This is a genomic window from Chryseobacterium ginsenosidimutans (genome assembly GCF_024807225.1).
Lineage (GTDB): Bacteria > Bacteroidota > Bacteroidia > Flavobacteriales > Weeksellaceae > Chryseobacterium > Chryseobacterium ginsenosidimutans.
This window is the reverse complement of sequence record NZ_JANUCO010000001.1, coordinates 4,207,010-4,225,061: the sequence shown is the minus strand read 5'-3', so window position 1 is coordinate 4,225,061 and position 18,052 is coordinate 4,207,010. Positions and strand designations below refer to the sequence as shown.

Sequence of the window (18,052 nt, the reverse complement as noted above, 5' to 3'; positions counted from 1 at the left end):
AATCTATGCAATCAAGAAATCAATGATTGAGATTTTAATATTGTTTTTAACTATCATAAAAATATTTTTGATAGATTGTATTTATATTTCAACTGTTGTAAGTTTGTCTTTCTCAACAAAGAAAATTTAATTGTAACCAACATAAAAAATTAAAACGACAATGGAAAAAGATTCTAATGACATCAGTAAATGCCCATTCCACAACGGAACAATGAAAAAAGAAAACGTTGCTGGCGGCGGAACCAAAAATTTAGATTGGTGGCCCGAGCAATTGAGGGTAGATATTCTTCGTCAGCATTCCGGAGTTTCAAACCCGATGGATAAAGATTTTAATTATGCAGAAGCATTTAAAAGTCTCGATCTTGAAGCGGTAAAAACAGATCTTCACGCCTTAATGACCGATTCTCAGGATTGGTGGCCTGCAGATTTTGGACATTATGGTCCTTTGTTTATTCGTATGGCGTGGCACAGCGCAGGAACGTATCGTGTAGGTGACGGGAGAGGTGGAGCAGGAGCGGGACAGCAGCGTTTTGCACCGTTAAACAGTTGGCCGGATAATGTAAGTTTGGATAAAGCGAGAAGATTGTTGTGGCCCATCAAACAAAAATATGGCAGAAGTATTTCATGGGCAGATTTGATGATTCTTACAGGCAATATTGCTTTAGAATCAATGGGATTCAAGACTTTTGGTTTTGCGGGAGGTCGTGAAGATGTCTGGGAACCGGATCAGGATGTATATTGGGGAACAGAAAAAAAGTGGTTAGGCGGAGATTTGCGTTACGCACACGGTTCTCCGGGAGTTGAAGGTCATGGAGTTCTTCCAATGGATGATAATTCTGAAGTTGATCATTCCAGAGATTTAGAAAAGCCTTTGGCAGCAGTACAAATGGGTTTAATTTATGTAAATCCTGAAGGTCCCGACGGAAATCCGGATCCCATTGCAGCCGCAAAAGATATTCGTGATACATTCGGAAGAATGGCGATGAATGATGAAGAAACAGTTGCGTTAATTGCGGGAGGTCACACTTTCGGAAAAACCCACGGCGCAGGACCTGCAGATCATGTAGGAAAAGAGCCTGAAGCAGCGGGAATTGAAGCACAAGGTTTCGGATGGAACAGTTCTTATAAATCAGGGAAAGGAACAGATGCAATTTCAAGTGGTTTGGAAGTAACATGGACGGAAACTCCGACAGAATGGAGCAATTATTTCTTTAAAAACCTGTTCGAAAACGAATGGGAATTAACGAAAAGTCCTGCAGGAGCTCATCAATGGGTTGCGAAAAACGGTGAAGAAATTATTCCTGATGCATTTGATCCCAATAAAAAACACAGACCAACGATGTTGACAACGGATTTGTCATTAAGAATTGATCCGGTGTATGAAAAAATTTCAAGAAGATTTTACGAAAACCCTGAAGAATTCGCAGATGCATTTTCAAGAGCTTGGTTTAAGCTGACGCACAGAGATATGGGACCGAAAGTTCGTTATTTAGGTTCTGAAGTTCCTTCAGAAGAGCTTATTTGGCAGGATCCGATTCCTGAAGTTGATCATGTTTTGATTAATAATTCTGATGTTGAAGCCTTAAAATCAAAAATTTTAGATTCCGGTCTTACTGTTTCAGAATTGGTTTCCACAGCTTGGGCTTCTGCTTCTACATTCAGAGGAAGCGATAAAAGGGGTGGTGCAAACGGGGCGAGAATTCGTTTGGCTCCTCAAAGATATTGGGCGGTAAATAATCCGACCCAGCTTCAGAAAGTTTTGGGTGTTTTAGAAAATATTCAGAAAGAATTTAATGAAAATCAGACATCCGGTAAAAAAGTTTCATTGGCTGATTTAATTGTTCTTGCAGGAAGTGTAGGAATTGAAAAAGCGGCAAAAAACGCAGGGCAAAACTTAATTGTTCCTTTCGCGCCGGGAAGAATGGATGCTTCACAAGAGCAGACTGATGTAGAATCAATGGGCTATCTTGAGCCTGCAGCGGACGGTTTTAGAAATTATTTAAAGAAAAAATTCTCGGTTTCCACAGAATCTTTATTAATTGATAAAGCTCAGTTATTAAATCTTACAGCTCCGGAATTAACGGTGTTGATCGGAGGAATGAGAGCTTTAAATACCAATTTCGACGGTTCAAATCATGGTGTTTTCACAAAATATACCGAAGTTCTTACCAACGATTTCTTCGTGAATCTTTTAGACATGAATACGCAATGGAAAGCGGCTTCAAATGATAACGAATTGTATGAAGGTGTTGATCGTAAGACGGGTGAAAAAAGATGGACGGCAACCCGTGCAGATCTTGTTTTTGGCTCAAACTCTGAATTGAGAGCGATTGCTGAGGTGTATGCAAGTTCTGATGCGAAGGAGAAATTTGTCAGTGATTTTGTTTCAGCTTGGGTAAAAGTGATGAATTCGGATCGATTTGACTTAATATAATCTAGTTATTTAATATAATAATTGAAAGGCGATCGTTTGATTGCCTTTTTTTGCGTGAAGCTGTTTGATTTTCGTACTAAAATTAAGATTTGTTTAAAGGAAATCTAATTTAGTCCTTTAATAATGTATCATTTTTAAAAAAAATATTGATAAGCTTTAAAATAAAGAAAGCAAGTTGTACACTAATATAACCACTATTTAACATGATTCAATGAGAATTTTTGAGGTTGATCGACAAAGAATAAATAAATAAAAAATTAAAAAAAGCTTGTTTTCAATAAATTATGTATATATTTGCAGAATAATCAGGCTACTGCCAACGCTTCTACTGAAATTTTTGAGTTTACTCATTTCTCTCAGTCTTCGCTTTTACAGCTGCTAATTTTTGTTATCAATAGCAGATGCGCTACTTTTTTCAGCTTGAAGTACTTCAAGATTCTAAAAATTATAACATCATTTATTGAGACCAAAAAGATTTAATAACAATACAATAATTTATAATACATTACAATGCAACAAGGAACAGTAAAATTCTTTAACGAAGCAAAAGGATTTGGTTTTATCACTCCATCAAACGGTGGACCTGACGTTTTTGTACATACTTCAGGTTTAGTAGACAGTATTCGTGAAAACGATGTCGTAACCTTTGAATTACAAAACGGAAACTAAAGGCGTTAACGCAGTTAACGTTAGAATAGCATAATTTGCAGAAAGATTAAATCTTTCTCTATTAAAGAAGAATAAGCGGACAACATTAATGTTGTCCGCTTTTTTTTGGTTGAATGATTTGATAGGTTGTTGAAAATAAAAAAACAACCTCCATAATTTTAATAATTATTGGAATAAAAAATTAAGAATAGATTATGAAATATATAATTTTATGTAGTTTTTTTATCTTATTGGGATGTAGAAAGAAAGATTTACCTCAAAAAATATATTATCCAAGTGGAAAACTTAATTACATTTTAGATAAAAAAGAAGATACTACTAAAATTACTTTTTTTGATAAAAATGAAAAAGCAGCAATGCATTTAAGTTTTTACAAGGATCACTTTGTAGGTAATATTTCTTATGGTAAAAATCCCAATCTTCCGTTTAAAGATTCTATTGTTGTTGATAGTATAAAAGGACCATATTTTTATGGAACAGAATATATTTTTTTCGCAAAAAGCATTAAACTTATGGGAACATTTAGATATAAAAGAAATTCAGATTTTAGAAAAGCATTACGAAGTATACAACCATTTGGAGTTCACAATACTTTTGATATGAATGGTAATATTATTGGAAAGGATGACAATATAATTATAAATGACACTGTATATAATACAAAAATTGAACTTTAGAATGAATTATAAATTACGTTTATTATTACTAATATTTTCTCTTTTTCTAATAAAATCCTGCACAGAAAAAAATGATTTATCGTATCCTATTTATGATAAAAATGGTTTTATTAAAGCGGATGGAAAGTTTAAGAGAGATCAGTTTATAGATACGATTTATGTTTATAAGGAAAAAGATAATGATGTTTATAATGATCATTTTGATACCTTTATAAAAATAGATAGTTCTAAGGATAATTATTTTTATGGCACGGAAACAGTAGAAGAAAAAAATACGCATAAGCTTTTTTCCAAAGGAATATATAGATTTAAAAAATCTTCTGATCCAAAAGAATGTTACCAAAGTAAATTAAAGACCGGCTATTTTGAATTTCATAATATTGATGGTAGTTTATATTCAAAAAAACAATATAAGATAAAAGGAGACTCTTCTTATGTTGTTGAAAATTAATTTTTTGTATAAAATCTCTATGAAGTAAATTTTTTGGCAAAAAACATTTAGAATTCTCTCCGCTCGAGTTGGAGAAATAATAAAGGCATAAGATAAACATTCATGAATAATAAAAAATATTTACCTTTAAATAAATCAGATTTAGATTTTGCAGATGAGTTATATAAAATTGACAATGTAGATGCAATTAAGGGAGATATTCCAGTTTTGATGAAATGGTTACAGGATTATAATTGGCCGCCAGCAGATTTGATTTGCGAATATTTATTAAAATTTCCGTTAATAACATATAAAAAAGAAATTCTAGAAATACTGAATAGTAATGATAATGTGTGGAAATATTGGATCTTAGTAAGATTGATAAAACCTGCAATTACAAAAAAAGATAATTGGCTTATCCCTAAAGTTGAAAAGATAACGTTGAATCCTTCTTTGGGAGAAAAAGAAAATGAAGTTGATGAAATAGCTCAAGAGATAATTGATAAATTAACTTTTAATAATTTATTTGAATAAACCCCACTGGATCGAGCGTTTCGCTCGTATCTCAGGAAAATAAACAAGCTGTCTTGAAAAAAGCAGCCTGTTTTGTATAAAAATGTATAAGTAAAATAATGAAACAGAAGAATACTGAAAGAAGAGCGTACTTTAAGAAGTATCTGAAGCAGGCATATCTTAGAATACAACACAATTTTTCTTAAATTTACCATTCGGAGAAACGATGCTGGAGCAAATGGATGGATCATACAATAATCCGTTTAAGTTTAATGTGAAGGAATTAGATGAAGATATGGGATTGTATTATTATGGAGCTAGGTATTATAATCCTAGGTTGAGTATTTGGTATGGAGTGGATCCAATGGCGGAAGAGTTTCCGGGATTCTCCATATGAGTATACTTTTAGCAATCCTATAAGGTTTACTGATCCTACGGGTATGGCCCCAGAAACCATCTTTAAAAATAAAAATACAGGAGAAACTGTGGAGATTAAGGATGGAAGGGATGACATAATTGAAGTCGATGGAAAAGACTTTGCCTCTGCAAAAACTTATGCGGCAGCTCTGAAGCAACCTGGATATGATTCTCCAGAATTAGTAGATAAGTATAGAGATTTCTTTTATGATATGAAATATGGAGAGAGTCGTTTTTCTGAAGAAAAAATTTATCATAGAACTTTAGATGCGATTGCAAATAATCGCCCTGGAGATTATTGGGCACTTGAAACAGATCGGTTTTCTTCCGATATCAATTTTGAACCACCGAAATATTATGGTGGAACAGCTGACTTTGGAGTTAGGACTACTGGTGTAGAAGCGACAGGATGGCTAAGTTCTAAGCTTTGGGCAAAATTTAGTCCAGCAATTCAGAAAGCAGCCAAGTTAGCATTAAAAAATGGTATAGTTGGACCACGTGGAGAACAAGGAATAGTTGCATTAACTAAAAGTGAAATTAGTCAATATGCAAGACAAGGCATTACTGGCTATACTCATAAATTAAAAATGAAGTCTGTTGGAGGAAATATTAGAGTTTTAGGTTCAAGAGTAGAAGGTTCTACAAATCATTTTTTATTTGACAAAATTCCAGGTAATACATTAGGGCATTAAATATTTTGATATGAAAAACTTAAATGAATACAACATAAGTAACTTATTTGATTTATCCGAAGATTCTTTTAATAAAGAATGGTACAGCCAAGTTGTGGAAGATGTTTTGGGAAAACAATTGAAAGGGAATTTATCTATAAAGAGAATATCAATAAATTTCAATTTATCCGATAGAAATGAGGAGAGCGTAGTTGAAAAAATAGCAATAGAAGTACCTAATATCAATATTTACCATGAAATTTATTTATCTAACGAATTAATAGGCTATTATAGTTATTTTTTAGATTTAGAATATAATTTCTTAGATGAGTTTATTTATTATAAATCATGACTCCCGGTAATGTATCAAATTTAGTGATGATAGCTTTTGGATAATTAACTCGTTGAATTTCAGATAAAAATAAAATTTAGATAATGAAAGTAAGAGTAGGTATTCCCCAGCTAACGCGAGCGCAATGTCATTAAGTTAAGGATAGAAATGTTTAACATTACTATTTAATTTCAGTAATGATGAGGGTTAAATGAGGTATCTTATTAGCGAAAATGATAAATAAGAGCTTAACTTAATGACATTAAGTGCGAGCGCTTCACTCGTATCTAAAGAAAGCTGTCTTAAAAAAACAGCCTGTTTTGTGTAAAAATGTTTCAGCAAAACAATAAAACAGAATACTCCTGAAAAAATAACGGTGTAGACATTAATACTGAAAGTAGTGACTATAATTGAAAAATCCCAAAAACCACCCCAAACAAAAAAGCAATCAACTGAAATCAGAAGATTGCTTTTATTGTAGACCCACAGGGATTCGAACCCCGAATGACGGTACCAAAAACCGGAGTGTTACCGTTACACTATAGGTCTATTTTTTGGTGATGCAAATCTATAAAATTTATTTTAAATATAAAAATCAAAAGTGAAGAATTATTCATGAAAAATGCTTGCGGATTCTTTATTTATTGATAGTCAAAGAATTATTTTTAATAAAATTTTTAGGTTATATGATTTTAGCTAGTTCATTGCTGCCGTTCTCTGCTTTTTTAATCAAAATAAATAAGTCAAATAAAAACCTTACCTTTGCAAAAAAAATTGGGCTCCAAGAGTTGGAGAAACCCATTAATAATCATATTATTAAACATTTTTATGTCGAATATTGTCGCAATCGTTGGGCGCCCCAACGTAGGAAAATCCACACTTTTTAATCGTTTTCTGGAAAGAAGAGAAGCCATCGTAGATTCTACGGCTGGTGTTACAAGAGACCGTCATTACGGGAAATCTGACTGGAACGGAGTAGACTTCACTGTAATTGATACAGGAGGTTATGATGTGAATAATGATGATGTTTTTCAGGAAGAGATTTCTAAGCAGGTTCAGTTGGCTATCGATGAAGCTACGTCTATTATTTTCATGCTGAATGTGGAAGAAGGTCTTACCGATACAGATTATGAGATCCATGAGATGTTGAGAAGATCAAATAAACCTGTATATATCGTTATCAACAAGGTAGATTCTGCAAAAGAAGAAGTGGATGCTACAGAATTTTATCAGTTAGGAATCGAGAAATATTACACTTTATCTTCTGCTACAGGTTCTGGAACGGGAGAGATTTTGGATGATATCGTTAGAGATTTCCCGACTACCGATTATAAAGATCCGTTTGAAGGGCTTCCTAAAATTACCATTGCAGGTCGTCCGAATGTAGGAAAATCTACGTTAACGAACGCTTTACTTGATGCCGATAGAAATATCGTAACAGATGTTGCAGGAACGACAAGAGACAGTATTCAGACGCTTTACAACAAGTTCGGACACGAGTTTGTGTTGGTAGATACAGCTGGAATGAGAAGAAAATCTAAAGTAAATGAAGATTTAGAATTCTATTCGGTTATGAGATCGATTCGTTCTATCGAATATTCTGACGTGGTAATTATCATGGTGGATGCTACTTTAGGATGGGAATCTCAGGATATGAATATCTTCGGATTGGCTCAGAAAAACAGAAAAGGGATCGTAATTGTTGTTAACAAATGGGATCTTATTGAGGACAAGCAAACCAACACGATCAGAGATTTCGAAAAATCTATCAGAGATAAAATCGGTCAGTTCAGCGATATTCCAATTTTGTTTGTATCGGCTTTAACGAAGCAGAGAATTCTGAAAGCTGTTGAATTAGCAATGGCAGTTTACGAAGATCGTAAGAAGAAAATCAAAACTTCAAAGCTAAACGAAATCATGCTTCCGGTTTTCGAAAGAACACCACCACCTGCAAACAAAGGTAAATTCATCAAGATCAAATATTGCGTACAGCTTCCAACGCCGTCTCCGCAGTTTGTATTCTTCTGCAACTTACCGCAGTACGTAAAAGAACCTTACAAGAGATTTACTGAAAACCAATTGAGAAAAGAATTCGGGTTTACCGGAGTTTCCAATCGAAGTATATTTCAGACAAAAATAAATAATCATCCCTTTTAGATTTTCTAAGAGGGATTTTTTTTGGCAGCTATTTCCGCCTTCCGTTCCCGCAATTTTGTAGTTTTGCCAATGCTTTTCCCCTTTCAAAAACTACAAAATGTGCTCCACTCAAGTCGGGCTGTACCTTTCAACAGGTTTTAAAAAATGGGTCACTAATTATTTATGATTTAACCTCAGTTCGAGATGAGGCTCTATAAAACGCAAAGCTAAACAAGAATATTAATCACATGATTTTAAAAAATTTAAGATCGACAAAGGCGTGAAACTTATCAAGGTAATGTAAAATTCTTGTATAGCTTTGATAAACGAAGTAGCATTGTTTAACTTGAAAGCGTTTCAAAAAGTAATATTTCTTTGTTTTTCTTTGTGATATAATAATATTATTTTGAAAATCAATTTTCAAACAGGGTTACAAAAATGGATGACATAAAATTTCAACAGGCTCTTAGCAACTTATTCAGATTAAAATTTATAAATTAGAAAAAAATATTTCAAAATAATGAATACAATCGTTTTATCCGATCAGTTTTCTTTAGTTAATTCTTGGATCAATGAACTCCGAAACGTTGAAATCCAGCACGACCGCATGAGATTCCGTAGAAATATGGAAAGAATCGGGGAAATTGCAGCTTTTGAGATCAGTAAAACTTTAGAGCAAAAGGAAATTGAAATCCAGACTCCTTTAGATACAATTAAAGTAAAGGAAATCGCGGTTCAGCCTGTTATTACAACAATTTTAAGAGCGGGAGTTCCTTTATTTCAGGGGATTTTAAATTATTTTGACAGAGCAGATTGCGGTTTCGTTGCAGCCTACCGAAAACACGACGCAAATGACTATTTTTCCATCAAACAAGATTATTTAACGTGCCCGAATATTGAAGGAAGACCATTAATTGTTGGAGATCCGATGTTGGCAACCGGAGCATCTTTAATTGAAGCGATTAAAGATTTATTAACCAACGGAACACCAAGCCAACTTCACATTGTAGCTGCAATTGCATCAAAGCAAGGTGTTGAAACGATCGAGAAAGCTTATCCAAATGCGAAAATCTGGGTGGGAGCAATCGATGAACAACTCACGTCAAAAGGCTACATTACACCAGGATTGGGTGATGCAGGAGATTTAAGTTACGGAGAAAAACTACAGAGATAATTTTAATAAAGGTTAAAAATTTAATGATCTGATTTATATTCTTAGCTGAGTGAAACGCCTTTGCGAACGAAAAAATCAACATTTAGTAGTGAAAAAATCTTTGCGCTGTTTGCGTTAAAAATTCACATCAAAATTTAAGAAAGACTCCAGAAATCTTTCATTACATCCAATAATAAATTGGGTCGCACTTTATCCATCGGATGTTTTGTATCAGGAAGTACAGCCAACTTTGCATTCGGAAGACTTCTGTAAACTTCAATACTTTCCTCCAAGCTCACCATATTGTCTTTATCACCAACCATAATCTGAACAGAAATATTGATGGTCGATAAATTATTTTTTAAAGGTGGATTTTTACCCAAAGAAATCATCAATTCTGCAATCGCGGGTAATAATTGTTTCCATTTTGAACCGTGTTGAGATTCCAGCAATTCGGCATATTTAGGAACTTTTTCGGCAATAACATCAGGATTCAGCATCTTACTTTCCTTCAAAGCCTGTTCTTCCGTCCAATCAAATTTTGTCCCCAAAGTCATGATAGAATTTACACTTTCCGGATGTTGATAGGCGTAACAAAGCGCAACATAACCGCCCATGCTGTGTCCGAAAATATAGATATCACTTAAATTTTCTTTTTCAATAAACTCTTTTAATTCCTGCGTATATTTTTCAATCGTAATTCCATTTTCCGAAATTTCAATAGCACCATGTCCGGAAAACAAAGGCGTGTGAATTGTAAAATATTTTGAAAGTTCTTCTTTAAAAGGATTAAAAATATCACTGTGACCTAAAGCGCCATGCAATAAAATCAGATTTTTCATAATGATCAGTTTGAGCGGAAAATTAAGAAAAAGAATTGAAAGCAGAAAAATGAAATTGTACCGTAAAATTTTCGTTTTCCGAATCATAATTTAGTATTCATAAATCATTATTTTTAAACGTCAATCGCCATTACCAAAACACTCACTTTATTGTCTCCGGCTTTCAGAATTTCCCACGCAATCGAAGCGAGCGTATTTCCTGTTGTAAAAACATCATCAATCAACAAAATATGTTTTCCTGAAATATTTTTCGTGACAGAAAATGGATTTTCGGTTTCCAGACGGCGCTGTTTATCTTTCAAAGCCTGAGCTTTTGAGTAATGATTTCTCTTAATCAATTCATGATCGAAAGGAATGTTGTAAAACTCAGACAAAGTTTTCGTGAACAAATGCAATTGATTGTAACCTCTTTCCTTCAATTTTTTCGGATGCAGTGGAACAGAAACCAGTAAATCTGGTTTTTCATTTTTAAAATCCAATCGTTCAGAAGTCCAGTCTGCAAGAATTTTACCGGTTTTTTCTCTGCTTTTATATTTTAATTCATGAATAATTTTTCGGCTTAAATTCTCTTTTTCAAACTGCATCAAAGCAAAAGTATTCTCAATGGGAAAAAGCAATTTACATTTCTCTTTTATAAAATTATCCTCAAAATAATTATCATGCGTAAAGTGAATTTGTTCAAAACAAAGACTGCAAACCAATAAGTTACCGTCAATAATCCGGTTGCATTCGAGGCAACGATTTGGGAAGAAAATATCTAAAATCATCTATGTGTTGTGTAAAACGAAGATAACTATTTTGGGCGAAATTTTTTAATTCAATTCAATGGAAAAATCTTAAATAAATTTTAGCTGTTAAAACTTTTATGTCTTTGAAGAATTTCATTTTTTATATCCTAATTTTGAGTAAATATTTGAAGAGGATGAGTTTGATTTTTGAAAAGCAAATAAAAGTAACGGAAGAACATATCGATGCTAATAATCATGTGAATAATGTTCAATACGTTCATTGGGTGGAAGAAATTGCCGGTGAACATTGGGAGTTTGTAAAACACATCACCGAATATCCTGAAGATATCTGGATGCTTGTCGATCATCATATTCAATACAAAAAACAGGTGTATTTGGGTGATATGATCACGATCAAAACATATCCAAAAGCTCCGGAAGGAGTGAAGCAGCCGCGAAAAGTAGAATTTTACTGCAATGATAAACTTGTGGTAGATTCTCTTACACTTTGGGTTTTAATTGATGTGAAAACGCAGAGAATTAAGAGGTTGGAAGGGGATTGGCTGGAGAAATTGTAATTATTCTTTAAAAATTCCCATAATCGCATCCAATTTTGTTTCATCAATAATTCCGGTAATTTCTTGTATGTTTCCGTTTTTATCAACAATAAAAGTCATAGGATTTCTTAAAATAGGAAAGTAAGATTTTAATTCCTGTCCGGAATCTGTGATATGTAGAAAATTAAATTCTCGTTTTGCCAGAAATTTCTCCACTTTATCTTTATTATCTTGAGTAATTGCAATAAAATTAGCTTTATTGCCTAAAGTTTCTTTCATTTTATTCAAATAAGGAAGTTCTGTAATGCAAGGTTCACAAGTCGTTGACCAAAAATTAATGAAAGACATTTTTCCTTTTAAATCATCAACATTAAAATTTGAATTTTCCTGATTTTTATAATTTTCAATAGGAAAATGCTTTCCGATTTTGTTTTCAAGATCCGGCTGAGTGAAAAATTGTCTTTGCTGGGCGGTTAATGATAAATTAATTATCAATAAAAATAAAGTTATAGTTTTCATGATTGGATAACGCAATTATTCAATTCTTATTTTAAGAAAAGAAGGGCGAGTTGTCACGATACGACAAAACCGAAACTCAAACCAAATTCCTTATCTTTGCACCATGATACGTATTACAAAGATTTTTACATTCGAAACAGCACACGTGCTGTATAACTACGACGGAAAATGTAAAAATATGCACGGACATTCTTATAAGCTGTTTGTAACGGTGAAAGGGAAGCCTGTAAATGATTTGGAGAACCCTAAAAATGGGATGGTAGTGGATTTTGGAGATATCAAAAGTATCGTAAAATCGGAAATTGTAGATGTTTGGGATCATTCTGTTTTAATTAACGGACTTTCGCCTCATAAAGAATTGGGTGAAACGCTGGAAAATCAAGGTCATAAAGTGATTTACTGTACTTTCCAGCCGACTTGTGAAAATATGTTGTACGCGATTGCTGCAAAAGTAAAATCGAAACTTCCGGAAGGAATTTCTTTGGCATATCTTAAACTTCACGAAACCGAAAACTCTTACGGAGAATGGTTTGCAGAAGATAATCAATAATTTTAGTCAATAAAAACTCGAAACGGTGTTAAAAACTACCATCAATTTAGAACCTGGGAAAAAAGTGTATTTTGCTTCAGATCAGCATTTTGGTGCGCCAAATCCGAAAGAAAGCAAAGTGCGTGAAGAGCGGTTTATCCGTTGGATGGATGAGATTAAGCATGATGCTCAGGTTTTGTTTTTAATGGGTGATTTGTTTGATTTTTGGCATGAGTGGCAACATGTCATTCCGAAAGGATATGTGCGTGTTTTAGGGAAAATTGCAGAATTAAAGGATCGCGGAATTCACATTTATTTTTTTGTGGGAAACCACGATTTGTGGATGAAAGATTATTTGGAGGAAGAAATCGGATGTACGGTTTTCTACAAAAAGCAATATTTCGAAATGGGCGGAAAACAGTTTCTATTGGCTCATGGAGACGGTTTGGGACCGGGAGATAAAGGATATAAAAGAATGAAAAAAGTCTTTACGAATCCTGTTGCCCAATGGTTTTTCAAATGGATTCATCCTGATATCGCCATGAAAATCGCGTTGTATATGTCTCAGAAAAATAAAATGATTTCCGGTGATGAAGACAAAGAATTTTTGGGTGAAGACAAAGAATTTTTAATTATTTATTCAAAAGAAAAGCTGAAAACGGAGAAGATCGATTATTTCATTTACGGACATCGTCATCTTCCGATGGTTTTGAATTTGGAAGGAAAAGCAGAATATATCAATCTTGGAGACTGGATTTCGTACTTTACATATGGTGTTTTCGAACATGATTTTGAATTGAAAACTTTTGAACAGGGCACAAAAAAAATTACCCCATAAAGAGGTAATCCCCCGAGTGAACCGAAATTCACCCTTGTTTTTAATCCATATTCCGGTTACTTCATTGCAATAACCTTACCAAATTTTAATTTAAATATTAATAAAACATTAAAAACTACGCTTATTTTGTTAACTGGTTCAAAATGAGAGCTTAGAAATTTTAAAATATTTTTAGAAGTGAAAAATATATTCGATATACTGACAGAGCAGGATTTTCTGAATGCTTCATTGGAAACATTTCATTATCAATATAATAATGTTGAGATATATAAGAAGTTTGTAGACTATCTTAACATTGATCCTGATAAAGTAGACAGTCTGTCAAAAATCCCTTTTCTGCCAATTGAAATGTTTAAAAATCATCAAATACTGGACAAAAATGTGACAGCCGACCTGTTTTTCCAAAGTTCGGGAACGACGCAGATGAATTTATCGAAGCATTTTATTGCTGATGAAAATATATATGAAGAAAGTATTTACAAGAGTTTTGAACAATTTATCGGGAAGCCTGAAGATTTTATTTTCTTAGGATTGTTGCCGAGTTATCTTGAAAAACAAAATTCTTCCTTAATATATATGGTGGATTATTTAATGAAAAAATCTACCAAACCAGAAAATGGATATTTTCTTTACAATCATTCTGATTTATTTGAGTTGTTGAATCAATTAAAAGACAAAAAAGTCATTCTTTTCGGAGTTTCTTTTGCGCTTTTGGATTTTCTTGATTATTGCGATTCTAATTCTAAAACCTTCAAATTCTCCGATACTTTAACGGTAATTGAAACCGGCGGAATGAAGGGCAGAAAAGAAGAAATGACGAAAGACGAATTACTTAAAATTCTACAGGAAGGCTTTAAAACAGATAAGATTTACTCAGAATATTCAATGACGGAACTTCTTTCTCAGGCGTATTCTTTAGGGAATAACGAATACCAATGTCCGAACTGGATGAGAATTATGGTGAGAAATGCAGAAGATCCTTTCAATTACGAAAAAGAAGGCAGAACCGGAGCGATTAATATTATTGATTTGGCTAATATTCATTCGTGTTCATTCATTGCTACTCAGGATTTAGGGAAAATTGTTGGCGATAAATTCCACGTTTTAGGAAGAATCGATCACTCGGATATTCGCGGCTGCAGTTTGTTGGTGAGTTAGAGTGTTTGAGTGTTTTAGAGTGGGAAAGTTTTGGGGTTTGAGTTTTACTTCTGAATTCTTTGATTTTGATGAACTTTGCTGAGTGAAACGCCTTTGCGAACGAAAATAAGCAGCATTTATTTAAAAGAACTTAGCGACCTTTTGCGTTAAAAATAAAAAATCCAACGTGTTAAAAATTGAAGAATTAGTTCATGCATTCATCCATTCTCAATGTGATTTTGAGAAGGATATTGTGTTGACCAATCACTTTCAGGCAGATTGGGAAGCCGATTTGCTGATTATTGATTCGGAAGGTTTTAGCCATGAAATTGAAATTAAGCTTTCGAAAAGTGATTTTAAAAACGACTTTAAAAAATCTTATATCAATACAAAAACCGGCGAAAAATTTTTAAAGCACGATAAAATTTCCTGTGGAGATTATGTTTGCAATGCTTTCAGTTTTCTGCTTCCGATGGGAATGGTGGATCATACTGCAATTCCTGAACATTGCGGAATCATCGAATTTTATCATAATGTTGATTCCTGGAATACCGAATTTTACTTAATCCGAAAACCTAAAAAAGTTCACGAAGATTCTTATTGGAAATTGAATGATAAAGATCTTTTCCTCCGAAAAATGGCATTGAATTTACTGCAAAGAAAAATGGAAATCAAAGGAAAACATGAAGAACTGATCTTCAAAAATCCTTTTGAGATTAAAAAAATAAAATAGAAAATTCTGATCTGCCGTCGGGATTTTTTTATGCTTTCTTTTTGTACATTCGCCGTTCGTATAAGTACTTTATGAATAGATAAGTAATATAATATTCATAAAAATATAAATCCAAACCATGAACAAATTATTCTTCATCCTCCTGATTACATTGTGTAATATATCCTATGCACAGCAAAAAAAGGACCCCGATTTGTGGACAGGAAGTTATCTATTGCATCCCAAAAATGGCGACACTACTACAAATGCAGATACTTTAATAATCGTAAAAACTGCGGATGCCAATCCTAAGGATGTTGCGGCTAGATACGAATCTGATTTAGCTCGTTGGACGCTGACTTCTAAAAAAGAAGGAGATAAGGAAAAGAAAATTGTCAGGCGATTTTTATTTGATATAGAAAATGATGAAGATGCCTATAAAGAATTCGGGTGGACAGATTTACATAAAAACGGTAAAATGAATTGTATAGATGGCGGTCATTTTTTCATTTGTCAGACAGAGCCGAATACAACAGTGAAATTCAATAAAGAAGAAACTTATCTTACCAAAACGGGTGTTTTCGGGATTTGGCTGCATTACGGCGTGGTAGAATTACAGAAAATTAAATAATCATTATACATAATCATTTACAATGAAGAATCTCTTATTGGGTCTTTCGATCCTGTTATCTTGTTTTTGCAACGCGCAAAACTTGGGAAAAACAGAAATTTATATTCTGGGAACGGTTCATGAGCCATCATCTTCTATTTTAAATCCTCAAAGCCTTTTTGAGATTTTAGACAAGATAAAACCCGATGTAATCCTGCAGGAACTTGATACGGATCAGATGAAAGATTTCAAAAAAGAAAGCATGTCTAAGAATTCCAATGAAGTAAGTGCAGCGATATTATATTTAAATAAATATCCGAAAACAATTAATTTACCGTTCGAATTTGAAGGAAGAAATCAATACAGAAAAGATCACGGAATGGTTCCTACAGATAATCTGACGATAAAATTGATGGACAGTCTTTATCAAAAAAAGGCATTAAGCCCAACAAATGCAATCATTTTTGAGAAATATATGGAAGCCAATAATGCGCTGAAAGATTTTTCTAAAACAGATATTAAAACGTTAAATTCATTAAGTTTTGAAACCGTAAACAGATACCGTCAGTTTGTTCAGCATCATGAAATTAATAAGATTTCTAATTCTGAAGATATTTTCGCTCATCAGTTTGTAACGAAACCCAATGGAGAAAAGATTTCATATCGTGACGGATACCAGTTATGGTGTAATTTCTGGGATTTGAGAAATAATACGATGGCGCTGAATGTTGTAAAACACGCCAATCAGTATAAAGGAAAAAGAATTGTGATTTTAACAGGAGTACAGCATAAATACTATTTAAAAGAATTATTAGAGAAATATCAGGACGGAAATTACAACGTTATTGAATATTTTAAATAAAAAACGGTTTATACTTTTTATTTGAAGCTTTTTGACTCCGTCGAATTGTACTTTTATTATTTTTTAAGGAGCAATTTCCCGCTTTCCGCTGTATCTTTTTTGTTACGGCTTCCGCTTCGCTCCACCCGCAACAAAAAAGGATGTCGCTACAATCGGGGCTATGGTTGTAGTCGATATTTTCAGCGGTTCAAAATAACTACAAAATTTGTCATCCTGAAAAAGGATCTGCGCATTAGTCTTTCCATTATTATTTTCTACAGCCGAAGCCTTGTCAAGGTTCAAAAACCTTGACAAGGCTAAGTTTCTCCTTTTGAGAATGTTTGTTCGATTCACGACAGAATGTAGAATAAAAAATCAAAGATTTTTAAAAACTTATGTGTTCTTATTTTCAGTTTAACAATGAACTTAAAATATCTAATGAGTTATTCTTTTGTGGTCAAAATAAAAACAAAAACTAAGTTCAAAAAATAAACTATCCCTAAATGAGATAGTTTATTCAAAATGTATAAGCTCTTTATTTTTTAAGTACCCAATGGTTCAGAACCGTTCCTTTGAAGTAAAAATTTATAGATCAGTCCACCGACTACACCTCCCAAAATTGGGGCAGCCCAGAACAGCCAAAGCTGCGACATGGCATTTCCGCCTACAAAAACTGCCTGAGAAAGGGATCTCGCAGGATTTACAGAAGTGTTTGTAATCGGAATTGAGATTAAATGGATCAATGTTAATCCTAAACCAATGGCAATTCCGGCAAATTTTCCGTCAGCGAATTTGTCGGTTGCTCCCATAATAATAATCAGGAAAAATGCGGTCAATAAGAATTCTGTTAAAAATGCAGCACCCATAGAATAGCTTTTTCCAAAGTAGACGGCTTCACCATAAAAATTGGTGGCAAAAGCTCCCGGACCCGAAAAATCCGGTGTTCCGGAGCCACTGAGAATAACGAACAAAGCTCCTGCAGCGGCAATAGCGCCTAAACACTGGGAAGCAACGTAAGGAAGAAGGTCTTTAGCCGGAAATCTGCCTCCTGCCAATAATCCGAAAGAGACAGCGGGATTGAAATGTCCTCCGGAAATGTGACCGACAGCATAAGCCATCGTTAAAACGGTAAGACCGAAAGCCAAAGCAACGCCTATCAGTAAAATCCCTAGTTGTCCACCAGAAGAGGGAGCAATCTGCGAGGCGAAGATTGCGCTCCCACAACCTCCGAAAACAAGCCAAAATGTGCCGAAAAATTCAGCAAAAAGTTTTTTTATCATATTGTTTATTTTAAAATGTATCTCAAAT

18 protein-coding genes, 1 tRNA gene and 3 pseudogenes are annotated in these 18,052 nt (G+C 33.6%); 17 read left to right on the top strand and 5 right to left on the bottom strand.

The window, feature by feature from the left end; translation table 11 throughout:
• Positions 1-160 precede the first annotated feature (160 nt).
• The 8 genes and pseudogenes from katG (at position 161) to J3D55_RS19800 (ending at position 6,163) form a co-directional block, all read left to right on the top strand.
• Complete coding sequence (katG, locus tag J3D55_RS19830) at positions 161-2,434, top strand: catalase/peroxidase HPI (protein WP_259133721.1); 2,274 nt, start codon at positions 161-163, stop codon at positions 2,432-2,434.
• A gap of 510 nt (positions 2,435-2,944) precedes the next feature.
• A pseudogene (locus J3D55_RS19825) lies at positions 2,945-3,137 on the top strand (cold-shock protein).
• Positions 3,138-3,297: 160 nt separating this feature from the next.
• Complete coding sequence (locus tag J3D55_RS19820; protein WP_259133705.1) at positions 3,298-3,780, top strand: hypothetical protein; 483 nt, start codon at positions 3,298-3,300, stop codon at positions 3,778-3,780.
• A 1-nt stretch (position 3,781) separates the two neighbouring features.
• Complete coding sequence (locus J3D55_RS19815) at positions 3,782-4,231, top strand: hypothetical protein (RefSeq protein WP_259133703.1); 450 nt, start codon at positions 3,782-3,784, stop codon at positions 4,229-4,231.
• A 102-nt stretch (positions 4,232-4,333) separates the two neighbouring features.
• Entirely contained in the window at positions 4,334-4,744 is a 411-nt protein-coding gene (locus tag J3D55_RS19810) for a DUF5071 domain-containing protein (protein WP_259133701.1), read from the top strand.
• A 202-nt stretch (positions 4,745-4,946) separates the two neighbouring features.
• A pseudogene (locus J3D55_RS22615) lies at positions 4,947-5,120 on the top strand (RHS repeat-associated core domain-containing protein); the annotation flags it as partial.
• 43 nt (positions 5,121-5,163) lie between these two features.
• Positions 5,164-5,832 carry a hypothetical protein gene (locus J3D55_RS19805; protein WP_259133699.1) on the top strand — a complete coding sequence of 223 codons (669 nt, stop codon included), beginning with the start codon at positions 5,164-5,166 and terminating at the stop codon, positions 5,830-5,832.
• Between the two features lie 10 nt (positions 5,833-5,842).
• Positions 5,843-6,163: a hypothetical protein gene (locus J3D55_RS19800; protein ID WP_259133697.1), complete on the top strand. Its 321-nt coding sequence runs from the start codon at positions 5,843-5,845 to the stop codon at positions 6,161-6,163.
• A 457-nt stretch (positions 6,164-6,620) separates the two neighbouring features.
• Here the strand turns inward: J3D55_RS19800 and J3D55_RS19795 are convergent.
• Positions 6,621-6,691 (bottom strand) — tRNA-Gln (locus tag J3D55_RS19795).
• Positions 6,692-6,970: 279 nt separating this feature from the next.
• Here J3D55_RS19795 and der point away from each other — a divergent pair.
• A pseudogene (gene der / locus J3D55_RS19790) lies at positions 6,971-8,282 on the top strand (ribosome biogenesis GTPase Der).
• 516 nt (positions 8,283-8,798) lie between these two features.
• On the top strand, positions 8,799-9,452 hold the full coding sequence (upp, locus tag J3D55_RS19785; protein ID WP_259133695.1) for a uracil phosphoribosyltransferase: 654 nt from the start codon (positions 8,799-8,801) through the stop codon (positions 9,450-9,452).
• Between the two features lie 134 nt (positions 9,453-9,586).
• Here the strand turns inward: upp and J3D55_RS19780 are convergent, their stop codons facing one another.
• Together J3D55_RS19780 and J3D55_RS19775 are read right to left on the bottom strand one after the other, a co-directional pair.
• Complete coding sequence (locus J3D55_RS19780; RefSeq protein WP_259133693.1) at positions 9,587-10,273, bottom strand: alpha/beta fold hydrolase; 687 nt, start codon at positions 10,271-10,273, stop codon at positions 9,587-9,589.
• Positions 10,274-10,386: 113 nt separating this feature from the next.
• Positions 10,387-11,040: a ComF family protein gene (locus J3D55_RS19775; RefSeq protein ID WP_259133691.1), complete on the bottom strand. Its 654-nt coding sequence runs from the start codon at positions 11,038-11,040 to the stop codon at positions 10,387-10,389.
• 155 nt (positions 11,041-11,195) lie between these two features.
• Between J3D55_RS19775 and J3D55_RS19770 the strand changes: the two genes are divergently transcribed.
• Entirely contained in the window at positions 11,196-11,579 is a 384-nt protein-coding gene (locus J3D55_RS19770; protein ID WP_259133689.1) for an acyl-CoA thioesterase, read from the top strand.
• Here J3D55_RS19770 and J3D55_RS19765 read toward each other — a convergent pair whose 3' ends face one another.
• Entirely contained in the window at positions 11,580-12,077 is a 498-nt protein-coding gene (locus J3D55_RS19765; RefSeq protein WP_259133687.1) for a TlpA family protein disulfide reductase, read from the bottom strand.
• 103 nt (positions 12,078-12,180) lie between these two features.
• On the opposite strand from J3D55_RS19765, the gene J3D55_RS19760 reads away from it, so the two are divergent.
• From J3D55_RS19760 to J3D55_RS19735, 6 genes are all read left to right on the top strand, one after another.
• On the top strand, positions 12,181-12,627 hold the full coding sequence (locus J3D55_RS19760; RefSeq protein WP_259133685.1) for a 6-pyruvoyl trahydropterin synthase family protein: 447 nt from the start codon (positions 12,181-12,183) through the stop codon (positions 12,625-12,627).
• A gap of 25 nt (positions 12,628-12,652) precedes the next feature.
• Positions 12,653-13,444 carry a UDP-2,3-diacylglucosamine diphosphatase gene (locus J3D55_RS19755; RefSeq protein ID WP_259133683.1) on the top strand — a complete coding sequence of 264 codons (792 nt, stop codon included), beginning with the start codon at positions 12,653-12,655 and terminating at the stop codon, positions 13,442-13,444.
• Between the two features lie 177 nt (positions 13,445-13,621).
• Entirely contained in the window at positions 13,622-14,602 is a 981-nt protein-coding gene (locus tag J3D55_RS19750; protein WP_259133681.1) for a LuxE/PaaK family acyltransferase, read from the top strand.
• A gap of 166 nt (positions 14,603-14,768) precedes the next feature.
• Entirely contained in the window at positions 14,769-15,314 is a 546-nt protein-coding gene (locus J3D55_RS19745; protein WP_259133679.1) for a hypothetical protein, read from the top strand.
• 118 nt (positions 15,315-15,432) lie between these two features.
• On the top strand, positions 15,433-15,924 hold the full coding sequence (locus tag J3D55_RS19740; protein ID WP_259133677.1) for a phosphate ABC transporter permease: 492 nt from the start codon (positions 15,433-15,435) through the stop codon (positions 15,922-15,924).
• An 82-nt stretch (positions 15,925-16,006) separates the two neighbouring features.
• Complete coding sequence (locus tag J3D55_RS19735) at positions 16,007-16,765, top strand: hypothetical protein (RefSeq protein ID WP_259133675.1); 759 nt, start codon at positions 16,007-16,009, stop codon at positions 16,763-16,765.
• 521 nt (positions 16,766-17,286) lie between these two features.
• Here the strand turns inward: J3D55_RS19735 and aqpZ are convergent.
• Positions 17,287-18,021, bottom strand: coding sequence for an aquaporin Z (gene aqpZ / locus J3D55_RS19730; protein WP_259135168.1), 735 nt, complete (start codon positions 18,019-18,021; stop codon positions 17,287-17,289).
• Positions 18,022-18,052 lie beyond the last annotated feature (31 nt).

Coding starts and splice junctions, on each gene's coding strand:
- J3D55_RS19760 (WP_259133685.1), top strand. CDS start 12,181: ATGATACGTATTACAAAGATTTTTACATTCGAAACAGCACACGTGCTG.
- J3D55_RS19810 (WP_259133701.1), top strand. CDS start 4,334: ATGAATAATAAAAAATATTTACCTTTAAATAAATCAGATTTAGATTTT.
- katG (WP_259133721.1), top strand. CDS start 161: ATGGAAAAAGATTCTAATGACATCAGTAAATGCCCATTCCACAACGGA.
- J3D55_RS19800 (WP_259133697.1), top strand. CDS start 5,843: ATGAAAAACTTAAATGAATACAACATAAGTAACTTATTTGATTTATCC.
- J3D55_RS19770 (WP_259133689.1), top strand. CDS start 11,196: ATGAGTTTGATTTTTGAAAAGCAAATAAAAGTAACGGAAGAACATATC.
- J3D55_RS19740 (WP_259133677.1), top strand. CDS start 15,433: ATGAACAAATTATTCTTCATCCTCCTGATTACATTGTGTAATATATCC.
- upp (WP_259133695.1), top strand. CDS start 8,799: ATGAATACAATCGTTTTATCCGATCAGTTTTCTTTAGTTAATTCTTGG.
- J3D55_RS19775 (WP_259133691.1), bottom strand. CDS start 11,040: ATGATTTTAGATATTTTCTTCCCAAATCGTTGCCTCGAATGCAACCGG.
- J3D55_RS19780 (WP_259133693.1), bottom strand. CDS start 10,273: ATGAAAAATCTGATTTTATTGCATGGCGCTTTAGGTCACAGTGATATT.
- J3D55_RS19805 (WP_259133699.1), top strand. CDS start 5,164: ATGGCCCCAGAAACCATCTTTAAAAATAAAAATACAGGAGAAACTGTG.
- J3D55_RS19765 (WP_259133687.1), bottom strand. CDS start 12,077: ATGAAAACTATAACTTTATTTTTATTGATAATTAATTTATCATTAACC.
- J3D55_RS19815 (WP_259133703.1), top strand. CDS start 3,782: ATGAATTATAAATTACGTTTATTATTACTAATATTTTCTCTTTTTCTA.
- J3D55_RS19820 (WP_259133705.1), top strand. CDS start 3,298: ATGAAATATATAATTTTATGTAGTTTTTTTATCTTATTGGGATGTAGA.